At 69.3% G+C, this 11,197-nt stretch carries 8 protein-coding genes; 3 read left to right on the plus strand and 5 right to left on the minus strand.

The window, feature by feature from the left end:
* Positions 1 to 16: 16 nt before the first annotated feature.
* From ASE63_RS26205 to ASE63_RS26215, 3 genes are all read right to left on the minus strand, one after another.
* A complete protein-coding gene (locus tag ASE63_RS26205; protein ID WP_056808604.1) occupies positions 17 to 787 on the minus strand; it encodes an SDR family NAD(P)-dependent oxidoreductase in 771 nt (256 codons plus the stop codon).
* A gap of 37 nt (positions 788 to 824) precedes the next feature.
* Positions 825 to 2,327 carry an aldehyde dehydrogenase gene (locus ASE63_RS26210; RefSeq protein ID WP_056808606.1) on the minus strand — a complete coding sequence of 501 codons (1,503 nt, stop codon included), beginning with the start codon at positions 2,325 to 2,327 and terminating at the stop codon, positions 825 to 827.
* Positions 2,328 to 2,398: 71 nt separating this feature from the next.
* Complete coding sequence (locus ASE63_RS26215; RefSeq protein WP_056808608.1) at positions 2,399 to 3,622, minus strand: ABC transporter substrate-binding protein; 1,224 nt, start codon at positions 3,620 to 3,622, stop codon at positions 2,399 to 2,401.
* 248 nt (positions 3,623 to 3,870) lie between these two features.
* On the opposite strand from ASE63_RS26215, the gene ASE63_RS26220 reads away from it, so the two are divergent.
* Entirely contained in the window at positions 3,871 to 4,635 is a 765-nt protein-coding gene (locus ASE63_RS26220; RefSeq protein ID WP_056808610.1) for an IclR family transcriptional regulator, read from the plus strand.
* A gap of 152 nt (positions 4,636 to 4,787) precedes the next feature.
* On the opposite strand, the gene ASE63_RS26225 is transcribed toward ASE63_RS26220, so the two are convergent.
* Positions 4,788 to 5,006 carry a DUF2934 domain-containing protein gene (locus ASE63_RS26225; RefSeq protein WP_162261837.1) on the minus strand — a complete coding sequence of 73 codons (219 nt, stop codon included), beginning with the start codon at positions 5,004 to 5,006 and terminating at the stop codon, positions 4,788 to 4,790.
* Positions 5,007 to 5,110: 104 nt separating this feature from the next.
* Positions 5,111 to 7,729, minus strand: coding sequence for a GNAT family N-acetyltransferase (locus ASE63_RS26230; protein ID WP_056808614.1), 2,619 nt, complete (start codon positions 7,727 to 7,729; stop codon positions 5,111 to 5,113).
* Positions 7,730 to 7,898: 169 nt separating this feature from the next.
* Here ASE63_RS26230 and ASE63_RS26235 point away from each other — a divergent pair, with 169 nt between their 5' ends.
* Both ASE63_RS26235 and ASE63_RS26240 read left to right on the plus strand, forming a co-directional pair.
* Complete coding sequence (locus ASE63_RS26235) at positions 7,899 to 9,353, plus strand: protein adenylyltransferase SelO (protein WP_056808672.1); 1,455 nt, start codon at positions 7,899 to 7,901, stop codon at positions 9,351 to 9,353.
* Positions 9,354 to 9,568: 215 nt separating this feature from the next.
* Positions 9,569 to 11,167 (plus strand): gamma-glutamyltransferase, encoded by a 1,599-nt coding sequence (locus ASE63_RS26240; RefSeq protein ID WP_056808674.1) that lies wholly within the window; start codon positions 9,569 to 9,571, stop codon positions 11,165 to 11,167.
* Positions 11,168 to 11,197: the final 30 nt, after the last annotated feature.

An 11,197-nucleotide genomic window follows, 5' to 3' on the forward strand; every position in this document is an offset into this window, starting at 1 on the left:
CCTCGACTCGTTTGCCTCAGCGGGCAGTAAAGCCGCCATCCACCGGCAGCGCTACACCGGTCACGAAGGAGGCATCGTCCGAGGCCAGCCAGAGCACGGCATGGGCCGCCTCCTCCGCCTTGCAGAGGCGGCCCATCGGCACCGAGGCGAGCAGGCGGGCCTGGTTCGCTTCGGCTTCCGTGGGGTCGCCGGAGCGGCCGGTAAAGCCGATCTTCATCGGCGTGTCGGCGAGGCCGGGGCAGACCACGTTCACGCGGACATTGTCCGGCGCAAAAGTCTGCGCCAGCGACTTGGTCAGGCCGACCACCGCGAACTTTGCGGCTGAATAGATTGGTGAGAACATCGAACCGACGAGGCCGGAGATCGAGGCGGTGAAGACGATCGAGCCGCTGCCGCGCTTGCGCATGTGCTTGATCGCCTCGCCCGCGGCCAGCGCTGCCGAGGTCACGTTGAGCGCGATCGCCCGGTCATAAGCTGCGAGGTCGAGGTTCTCGATGCCGCCGGGGCCTGGAATCCCGGCATGGGCCCAGAGGATGTCGAGGCCGCCCAGCGCCGCGGCCGCCTCGTTGATCGAGCTGCGCATCTGGTCGGGCTGCGAGAGATCGGCCTGGATCGTGACGAGGTCGTGGCCCCTGGCCCTGGCCACGCCCTTGAGCGCGGCCAGGGCCTCCTCGTTGATGTCGATCGCGGCGACCTTCGCGCCTTCGCGCAGGAAGAGTTCGACGCCGGCCAGGCCCATGCCGGAGGCTGCGGCAGTGACGATGGCGAGCTTGTTGGCGAGACGCATGGTTCTTCTCTCTGCTTGTTTTCGGGCCGCTTGGTCGTCAGCTGGCATAGGCGTCGGGGAAGCGCCCGGTGGTGCTGATCACCGTGGTGCGCGTCTCGAGATAAGCGTCGAGCGCCTCGACGCCGTTCTCGCGGCCCCAGCCGCTGCCCTTGAAGCCGCCATAGGGCGTCGACCAGCGGATGAAGCGATAGGTGTTGACCCAGACCATGCCGGCCTTGATGCGGCTGGAGACGCGGTGCGCGCGGCCGACATCGCTGGTCCAGAGTCCCGCGGTCAGGCCATAGGCACTGTCATTGGCGAGGCCGATCGCCTCCTCCTCGTCGTCGAAGGGGATCAGCGCCGCGACGGGACCGAAGATCTCCTCGCGGGCGATGCGCATGTCGTTGGCGACATTGGCGAAGACCGTCGGCTCGACGAAATAGCCCTCGCCATGGATGCCGCCGCTGAGCCGCTTGCCGCCAGCGACGAGCTCGGCGCCGGCCTGCCGGCCGAGCTCGATATAGGAGAGCGTCTTGGCGAGCTGCTCGGCATGGGCCTGCGGGCCCATATGGTTGGCCTCGTCGAGCGGCGGGCCGACGCGGACTTTTGCGGCGCGGGCGCGGAAGGCCTCGACGACGCGGTCATAGATCGGGCGCTGCACCAGCACGCGGGAACCGAGCGCACAGCTCTGGCCGCAGAGCGTCCAGGCCGAGTTGGTCGCGGCGTTCAGCGCCTGCTCGACATCGGCATCGGCGAAGATGATGTGGGGCGACTTGCCGCCGAGCTCGAAGGTGAAGCGCTTCATTGTGTCGGCGCCGACACGCAGGATCGCCTTGGCGGTCGCGCCCTCGCCGGTGAAGGTGATCTTGTCGACATCGGGATGGGCGGTCAGGCGCTCGCCGGCGCCGTCCCTGCCGTAGCCGGGCACGATGTTGACGACTCCGGGCGGGAAACCGGCCTGCTCGAACAGGCGCCCCAGCGCCAGCGAGGTCACCGGCGTCTGCTCGGCCGGCTTCAGCACGACGGTGCAGCCAGCCGCGAGTGCCGGGCCGAGCTTCCAGGCCGCAGCCATCAGCGGCACATTCCAGGGCGTGATCGCGCCGACGACGCCGACCGGCACGCGGGTGGTGAAGGCGTGGACGCTGTCATCGAATGGGATGGTGCGGCCGGACGCCTTGTCGGCCAGCGATGCCCACCAGTGATAGCCGAGATGGTGGCCGCCGGCATCGACGCGCGTCTCGCGCAGCGCGCGGCCATTGTCGCGGGTCTCCAGCATGGCGAGTTCGGCGGCATTGTCGCGGTAGAGATCGGCGAAGCGGCGCAGCAGAGCGGCGCGCTCATGGCCCGGCATCCTGCCCCACGGCCCTTCGAGCGCGGCCCGCGCCGCCGCGACCGCCTTGTCGATGTCGCGCGGCCCGCCATAGGCCGCGACCGCCCAGACCCGACCGGTCGAGGGGTCGATGCTCTCGATGAAGCCGCCATCCTCCGGCGCGACCCATTCGCCGCCGATGAAGAGATGCTCGTAGCGGGCGAGCTGAACGGCTTGCACGGCAGCAGTCATGGCGGCTCCGGATCGACAGACGGATTGTGGAAGATGGGGCGGCCGCCCGGAGAGCCGGGCGGCCGAAGAGCTCACTTCACGAGTGGGCAGTTACCGTCCTGCAGCGGGCGGAAGGCGCGCTCGGCGGGGATGGTGGCCAGCACCTTGTAGTAGTCGAAGGGCTTCTTCGACTCGGAGGGCTTCTTGACCTCGACCAGCATCATGTCGTGCAGAACGCGGCCATCCTCGCGCATCGAGGTCTTGCCGAAGAGCGGGTCGTCGAAGGTGCCGGCGTCGCGCATCGCCTTGACGACCGCCGCGCCATCCTTGGCGGAGCCGACCTTGGCGACGGCGTCGAGATAGGCCAGCGTCGCCGAGTAGGCGCCGGCCTGGTTCATCGAGGGGAAACGGCCGTTGCTGCGGGCGGCGAAGCGCTCGCCGAAGGCGCGGGTCTTGTCGTTGAGGTCCCAGTAGAAGGCCGTGGTCAGCTGAAGGCCCTGCGCGGTCTGCAGGCCGAGCGAATGGATGTCCGAGATGAAGAGCAGCATGCCGGCGAGCTTCTGCCCGCCCTGCACGATGCCGAACTCGGCCGCCTGCTTGATCGCGTTGATGGTGTCGCCGCCGGCATTCGCCAACGCGATCACGTTCGCCTTCGAGGACTGCGCCTGCAGCAGATAGGAGGAGAAGTCCTTCGAATCGGTCGGGTGCCGGACTGCGCCGAGGACGCTGCCGCCATTGGCCTTGACCACCGCGCTCGCATCGCGCTCCAGCGAATGGCCGAGCGCGAAGTCGACGGTGAGGAAGTACCAGGACTTTCCGCCGCCCTTGGTGATCGCGTCGGCGGTGCCGTGCGACAGAGCCCAGGTGTCATAGGTCCAGTGCACCGAGTTCGGCGTGCAGGCCTTGCCGGTCAGGTCCGAGGTACCGGAGGCCGTGAACAGCGCGACCTTGTTCTTTTCCTGGGCGATCGGCGCGATCGCCAGCGAGATGGCGCTGGTCGGCAGGTCGACGAGAGCATCCACGCCTTCGGTATCGAACCATTTGCGCGCGATGGCGCTGGAGATGTCGGGCTTGTTCTGGGCGTCCGCGGAGACGACCTCGATCTTGAAGCGCTCCGAGCCCGGCCGCTTCATGAAATCCTCGACCGCCATCTTCGTGGCCTCGGTCGCGCCCGGCCCGCCGATATCCGAGAAGATGCCGGACATGTCGGCGAGGACGCCGAGCTTCACCGGGATCTGCTGCGCCTGGGCGGAGGCCGCCGCAAGGCAGGTCGAAAGCGCAAGCGCGCAACGCGTCGCGTAAATCCGTGCCGTCATGTCTTCCTCCCGAGGCCGCTTTCGCGCGGCCGATATGTCGCTGCATGTCGGCTTTTGCCTGAGCAGCAATTCTTGTTTGTGAATTTAGAAAACGTGACCGTGAATTATATGTCAAGTAGGGAGTGGATCTCGGGCTTATCGAACAGCCCCGCACCCGGCTCCCGGCTTGCCTCGGGCGCGTGCTTGGGGTTGGGCTAGCGGCGGACGGATCGGCAGGGATTGCCGGAGAGGCGAAAGACGACATCGACATGCTGGTCAGGCAGGCTGCCAATGTTCTCGAACTGATGGAGTATTTCGCGCGGCGGAAGCGTCCGGCGACGATGGCGGAGATTTCCGACGATCTCGGCTGGCCGCGCTCGAGCACCTTCAACCTGGTCGGGACGATCGCGGAGAAGGGCTGGCTCTACGAGCCGCGCAGCCGCGGCGGCTACTATCCGAGCCCGCGCTGGCTGACGCTGGCGCGCATCGTCGCCGATGCCGAGCCCCTGCCCGAGCCTGTCCATGCGCTCGTCGCGCGGATTGCGGAGGAAACGGGCGAGACGACGGCAGTCGGGGCGCTCGCCGGGACCTCGGCGATCTTCATGGCGGTAGCGGAATCACGCCATTCCGTGCGCTACTTCGCCGAGGTCGGCGAACGCATCCCGGTGCATGCAAGCTCGGCCGGGCGGGCGATACTGGCGCAATATTCGCCGGAGGAGCGCCAGGCGATCTACCGAAAGATCCGCTTCGAGCCCTTCTCCGCGACGACGCCGATGAATGCGGAGCGGATCGAGGCCGATCTGCGCGACGCCGCCGCGCGCGGCTATCACCAGAGTTCGTCGGAGTTCATTCCCGACCTCGCGGGCGTGGCCCTGCCGCTGCCGATCGGCCCGCGGCGGCTTTCGATCGTGGTCGCGGGGCCGACCTCGCGCTGCCTCGAACGCCGCCCGCAGACGGCCGTGACGATGACCGAGATCATCAGGCGGATGCTGCCCGAGGCGGCCGGCAAAATTTTCGAGGGATTGGCGAAATAACCGACGCGCGATCATCGCGTGTCAGCCCGTCATGCTCGCCCGGGTGGCGAGCATCCCCGTCTTGAACACGACGCTCGGCCAGCGAAGCCGTGGATGGTCGGGCCAAGCCCGACCATGACGGAGCAGGCGCGCTATGAGGACTTACCGCCTGCTCAGGCGCGTTGCCTTACAGCCGCGCCGCGGCCGCTCGGCCGTGCCTTCTGCGGCTGACGCCCCGGCTGGGACGGAGCATCGTCCTCGCCGCTATGCTGATAGGCCCAGATCTCCTTGGCCTTGTCCCAATGTCGCCTGTCCTGCCCGTCGGGCCGTCCATCCTCGACCCAGAGACTGTAGGCGATCTTCCTGATTTCGCTGTGAGCCTTGTCGTTCATCATCCGCCCTCCGGAGCACCCGCCAGCAGCCAACAGCAGAGCATGCAACTATGGCCAGATGCCGGTGCACGTCGAACGTTCTCGAGACGCCTTCGTTCCCGCTCTCAGGGGCGCAGGCTCGCAGCGCCGGAATCCACCGACAGGGTGACGACGCGCAGCGCGGGATCGTCCGGATCGTTGGCGATCGCGAAGCCCAGTTGGCGGCAGAGCGCCAGCATGCGCGTGTTCTCCGCCAGGACCTGGCTGCGGATCGTCTTCAGCCCCTCCGCCTTCGCCCATTCGATGATCAGCGTCATCAGCGTCCAGCCGAGCCCGACACCCTTCAGGTCCGAGCGCAGCAGGATGGCATATTCGGCCTCCTCTCCTGCGGCATCCGCATGCAGGCGGACGACGCCCGCCACCTCGCCGGCCGCCTCCTCGAAGGCGACGAAGGCCATGGCCCGGGCATAATCGAGCTGCGTCAGATGAGCGAGGAAGGCGTGGCTGAACACCTTCAGCGGCGCGAAGAAGCGCAGGCGCAGATCCTCCGGCGTGACCTTCTGCAGCATGGCGGCGATCGCGCCCTCGTCCTCGGGCCGGATCGGCCGGACCAGGAAGCCCTGCCCGCCGCGCAAGCTGACGCGCCGGCGCCAGCTCGCGGGATAGGGCCGGATCGCGGGGCGGCGGCGGTGCTCCGGCCGGCGCTCCAGCATGATGCGGGCATCGACGGCCATGACGCCGGTCTCGTCGGCCAGCAGCGGGTTGAGGTCGAGTTCGCGGATCTCGGGCAGGTCGACAGCCATCTGGCCGACCGCGACCAGGGTGGCTGCGACCGCGTCGAGCTTGGCGGCGGGCACGTCTCGATAGGCCGCGAGCACGCGCGAGACGCGGGTGCGGGCGATCAGCCGGCTCGCGAGGCCGAGATCAAGCGGCGGCAGGGCGGCGTGGCTGTCGTCGATCAGTTCGGCGGCGATGCCGCCTCGGCCGAAGACCACGACCGGGCCGAAGCAGGGATCGGTCGCGAAGCCGACGATCAGCTCACGGGCCTTGGCACGCTGCGCCATCGGCTGCACGGCGAGCCCGGTGATCCGGGCTTCCGGCCGCTCGCTGCGCACCCGCGCCAGCATGCGCTCGGCCGCCTCGCGGATGGCCGCTTCGGTCGCAAGGTCGAGCGCAACGCCGCCGACATCGGATTTGTGGACGATGTCGGGCGAGACGATCTTCAGCGCGACCGGGCGCCCGCCCGCCAGGAGCGGCCGCGCCAAGGCGAGCGCCGCCTCGACATCGGCAGCCACGACGGGCCGCAGCGCCGGGATGCGGTAGATCGCGAGCAGGGCCGAGACCTCGCCGGGGTCGAGCCAGTCGCGCTCCTCGGCCAGCGCCTTCGCGACGATGGCGCGCGCCTCCGCGAGGTCGGGCTGCGGCATCTCCTCGGCCGAGGGCGGCGTCGCCATCAATTCGGACTGCAGGCGGGCATGGCGCAGCAGGTGCTGGAAGCCGACCACCGCCTCCGCCCCCGTCGCGAAGGACGGCAGCCCGGCCGTGGCGAAGCGGGAGGCCAGCGCCGTCCCGCCGCCGATCCAGGCGGCGAGCACCGGCTTGGAGGTGCCGGCCTCGCGCGCAGCGTCGATGACGGCATCGGCACAGGCCTCCGCCTCGGCCAGCAGATGCGGCGCGTGAACCGCGAGCACCGCGTCGACGCCGTTATCGCCGAGCAGGCTGGTCACGGCCTTGCCGTACTGCGCCGGCGTCGCGGCTTCCGTCACGGCTTCGTCCGGGAGCGCCGCCGCACCATCGCCCGCCCGCGTCGCCAGCGCTCCGCCGAGCTGGCGCAGGCGCCCGGCAGCCAGCGCCGCCAGCCCCGAGCCGTTGCTGACGATCGCCAGCCTGCCACCGGTCAGCGAGCGCGTCCGGCCCAGCGTCTCGGCCGCCGCGAACAGCTCGTCGAGATCGTTGACCCGCAGCAGGCCGGCGCGATGGAAGGCAGCGTCATGCGCCCGGTCGCCGGTGACGATCAGCCCGGCATGCGTCAGCGAGGACGCCCCAGTCGCCGCCCGCCAGGGTTTCAGCACGAGCACCGGCTTGAGGCGCGCCGCCGCGCGGGCCGAAGACAGGAAGCGCGCGGCATCCTCGACCTCGTCCAGCGCCAGCAGGATCGAACGTGTCCGCCCGTCCAGGCCGAAATGATCGAGACAATCGGCGATGTCGATATCGGCCTGCTCGCCCAGCGTCACGGCGCCCGAGAAGCCGACATCGCGACGCGCCGCCCAGGCCAGGATTCCGGCCGCGATCGAGCTGGACTGGGCGATGAGGGCGACACTGCCGGTCCGCGGCACGACGGGCGCGAAGCTCGCATTGAGGCGCAGGCGCGGGGCGACGAGGCCGATCGAATCGGGCCCGATCAGCCGGATGCCGGCCTGACGCGCCGCCTCCCCGAGCGGGGCGGCCTGCGCCTTGTCGCCATCGACGACCAGCACGCCCGCGCAGCCGCGGCGGCCCGCAGCCGCGGCTGCCTCGATTGCAGCCGAAGCCGGGACGATCACGAGATCGACCGCTTCCGGCAGCGCCTCGATGCCGGAGACCTGCTCGAAACCCTCAGCCGCGGCACCGCCGAGCGCAAAGCGGCGGCCGGCATAGCCGCCGGCCGCGATACTGGCTAGCAGAGGCGTCGTCGCAGCACCGGGTGGCGCCAGCACCGCGACCGCTGCCGGCTCGAGCATACGTTTCAATCTGTCGGTCGCCATGGCAGCCTAGGCTCTGGAAGCGGCTTTAACGTGCGGCGGCAGGTTCGTCGCGGATCGCGGCGGTGGCAAGCGCCCTTCTGTCGCGCCCTCTGGTACCGGCTATGGAACAGTTGCGGGGCTGCCCGCTTTCGAGAAGATGGGACCCGCAGTGACGACCTCGAACCCCGCCATGCCGATCACCTTCGACAACAGCTATGCCCGGTTGCCGGAGCGCTTCTTCGCGCTGACCCCGCCGACGCCGGTCAAGGCGCCGCGGCTGGTCAAGCTCAACCGCCCGCTCGCCGCCGAACTCGGGCTCGACGCCGACTGGCTGGAGAGCCCGGAGGGCGTCGCGATGCTGGCGGGCAATGCGATTGCCGCCGGCTCGACGCCGATTTCCACCGCCTATGCCGGCCACCAGTTCGGGAATTTCGTGCCGCAGCTCGGCGACGGCCGCGCGATCCTGCTCGGCGAGGTCCTGGACCGGGCGGGCAGTCGCCGCGACATCCAGCTCAAGGGGGCCGGCCGCACGCGCTATTCGCGCGGTGGTGACGGGCGCGCGGCACTTGGCCCGGTGATGCGGGAGTATCTGGTCAGCGAGGCGATGGCCGCGCTCGGCATCCCGACGACGCGCTCGCTCGCCTTCGTGCTGACCGGGGAACATGTGCTGCGCGACGAGCCCCTGCCCGGCGCGATCCTGACGCGGGTCGCGGCGAGCCATATCCGCATCGGCACATTCCAGTTCTTCGCCACGCGGCAGGATGCCGAGGCCCTGCGGCAGCTGGCCGACCACGCCATCGCCCGGCACTATCCTGCCGCCGCGGAGGCCGCCAATCCGCATCTCGCGCTTTTCGAAGCTGTGATCGCGGCGCAGGCCGAACTGGTGGTGCGCTGGCTGCTGGTCGGCTTCATCCATGGCGTGATGAATACGGACAACATGTCGATCGCCGGCGAGACGATTGATTACGGGCCCTGCGCCTTCCTCGACGCCTATGATCCGGCGACAGTGTTTTCCTCGATCGATGCCGGCGGGCGCTACGCCTATGGCAACCAGCCCAGCATCGCGCTCTGGAACCTGACGCGCCTCGCGGAAGCGATGCTGCCGTTGCTGGGCGCCGACACCGACGCAGCGGTCGAGGCCGCGCAGAGCGCGCTGGCTGCGTTCGCGCCGCGCTATCGTGCCGCCTATGATGCCGGCATCGCCCGCAAGCTCGGCCTCGCGGTAGTCGAGGAAGCGGATGTGACGCTGGGCGTGGAGTTCCTCGAACTGCTGGGCCGGCACGGTTCCGACTTCACCCTGACGTTCCGCCAGCTCAGCCGGCTGCATGCCGGGCAGGCAGATACGGCGCCGCTGCGCACCGCGCTCGGCGACGACCCGACGCTGGACGACTGGCTGGAACGCTGGCGCGCGCGTAGCGCCGGCACGGCGCCCGGCGCGATGCTCGCGGTCAACCCGGCCTATATCCCGCGCAACCACCGTATCGAGGCGGCGATCGTCGCTGCGCAGGAACGCGACGATTTCGCGCCCTTCGAGGAGCTGCACGCGGTGCTGGCGAATCCATTCGAGGAACGGCCGGAGTTCGCCGCTTACGAGAACCCGCCCGAGCCGCATGAGCGCGTGCGGGCGACGTTCTGCGGGACGTGAGGTCGTCATTGCGAGCGTAAGCGAAGCAATCCAGGAGCGGCAGCGCTCTACGTCTTCCTGGATTGCTTCGTCGCTGCGCTCCTCGCAATGACGGGACCGCGCCATGCGTCTCGCGCCAGCGGTGAAACGCGAAATGCAGAGGCCCGCGACCTGTCCAATCACGAAAACTGTGCTCTGATCGCGATCCGAGAACCGGATTGCGAGGACGAACCATGATGACCGGCCGCCGCCCGACGCTCTATTCCCGCCACGGCATGGTCGCCGCGGCGCATCCGCTGGCGGCACAGGCCGGGGCGCGGCTGCTGATCCAGGGCGGCAACGCCTTCGACGCCATCGCCGCGACGGCAGCCGCGCTCAGCGTGGTCGAACCGTTCATGTCGAGCCTGTCGGGCATGGGCTCCGCGACGTTGTGGAGTGCGGCGGAGGGACGCGTGCGCGTCCTCGATTTCGTGCCGCCGATCCAGAAGAGCTTTCCGGTGGAGCGCTTCTCCAGGCGCTCCGAGCTCGAACGCGGGCCGCATGCGGTCGCGATGCCGGGAAACCTCGCCGGCTGGTGCGAGCTGGCGCAGCGCTATGGTCGCCGGCCGCTTGCCGACATCTTGGCGCCGGCGATCGCCCTGGCGCGGGACGGCTTCGCGCTGTCCGAATTCGGCGTCACCGAGTTCAACGAGCAGGCGCCCCTGCTGGAGGCCTGGCCGGGGCTTTATCCCGGCTTCGCCGCGAATTACCTGCCCGAGGGCGGATCGGTGAAGCTCGGCCAGTTGCTGCGCCAGCCCGATCTCGCCCGCACCTTCGCAGAGATCGGCGAGAAGGGTCCAGAGCATCTCTATCGCGGCGAACTCGGCCAGCGCATCGTCACGCATCTGCGCTCGCTCGGCGGGCTGATGACGATGGACGATCTCGCGGCGGTCCAACCGCGCTGGCGCGAACCGTTCGTCACCTCCTATCGCGGCCTCGACATCAACGTGCCGCCACCGCCCTGCGAGGCCTTCCAGTTCCTGCTCAGCCTGAAGATCCTCGAGGGCTTCGATCTCGCCAGCCTGCCCAAGGACGGGCCGGAGCATCTCGACCTCGTCTATCGCGCGATCCGGCTCGCCGCCGGGGTGCGGATCGCGTCGAATAATCCCTCACCCGAAACCCTGGCGAAGATCTTCTCGGAGGCTTCGGTCGCGGCGCTCCGGCAGCGCGTCGCGGACGGCCAGCCGGTCGAGGGTCCGACGGAGCAATGGCTGCCGCAGCCGAGCGAGGACCCGGCCCACACCACCTCCTTCTCCGCCGCCGATGCAGAGGGCAACCTCGTCTGCATCACCAACAGCCTCGGCAGCCCCTTCGGCAGCGGCATCGTCGTGCCCGGCACGGGCGTCTGCCTGAACAACTTTCTCTACTGGTCGGACGTGCAGCCTGGCAGCCCGAACCGCTCGCAGCCCGGCGACGAATTGCCGATGTGCATGTCGCCCAGCATCTCGACGCGGGCCGGCAAGCCGGTGCTCGCGCTGGGAACGCCCGGCAGCTACGGTATCATGCAGACCCAGACACAGGCGATGGTACAGCATCTCGATTTCGGGCTGCCGCTGCAGCAGGCCATCGAGGCGCCGCGCTCGCGGCTCTGGGACGGACGCCTGATCGAGTCGGAGAACCGGATCGCGCCGGAAACGCTGGCCGAGCTGCGTCGCCGCGGCCACGACATCGCGGCTTTCGACACCGGCTGGACGATGCGCTGCGGCGGCATGCAGGCGGTCGGGATCGATCCGGCGACGGGGTTGATGACCGGTGGCGCCGATCCGCGCCGGGACGGCTATGTCGTGGCGGTGTGAATGGGCACCCGTAACGCCCCGTCATCCCGG

It is taken from the genome of Allobosea sp. Root381, assembly GCF_001429395.1.
Lineage (GTDB): Bacteria > Pseudomonadota > Alphaproteobacteria > Rhizobiales > Beijerinckiaceae > Allobosea.

Bases quoted from the DNA above. Each gene is read 5' to 3' on its own strand.
- ASE63_RS26205 (WP_056808604.1), bottom strand. From the start codon at position 787: ATGCGTCTCGCCAACAAGCTCGCCATCGTCACTGCCGCAGCCTCCGGC.
- ASE63_RS26210 (WP_056808606.1), bottom strand. From the start codon at position 2,327: ATGACTGCTGCCGTGCAAGCCGTTCAGCTCGCCCGCTACGAGCATCTC.
- ASE63_RS26215 (WP_056808608.1), bottom strand. From the start codon at position 3,622: ATGACGGCACGGATTTACGCGACGCGTTGCGCGCTTGCGCTTTCGACC.
- ASE63_RS26220 (WP_056808610.1), top strand. From the start codon at position 3,871: ATGCTGGTCAGGCAGGCTGCCAATGTTCTCGAACTGATGGAGTATTTC.
- ASE63_RS26225 (WP_162261837.1), bottom strand. From the start codon at position 5,006: ATGAACGACAAGGCTCACAGCGAAATCAGGAAGATCGCCTACAGTCTC.
- ASE63_RS26230 (WP_056808614.1), bottom strand. From the start codon at position 7,729: ATGGCGACCGACAGATTGAAACGTATGCTCGAGCCGGCAGCGGTCGCG.
- ASE63_RS26235 (WP_056808672.1), top strand. From the start codon at position 7,899: ATGCCGATCACCTTCGACAACAGCTATGCCCGGTTGCCGGAGCGCTTC.
- ASE63_RS26240 (WP_056808674.1), top strand. From the start codon at position 9,569: ATGACCGGCCGCCGCCCGACGCTCTATTCCCGCCACGGCATGGTCGCC.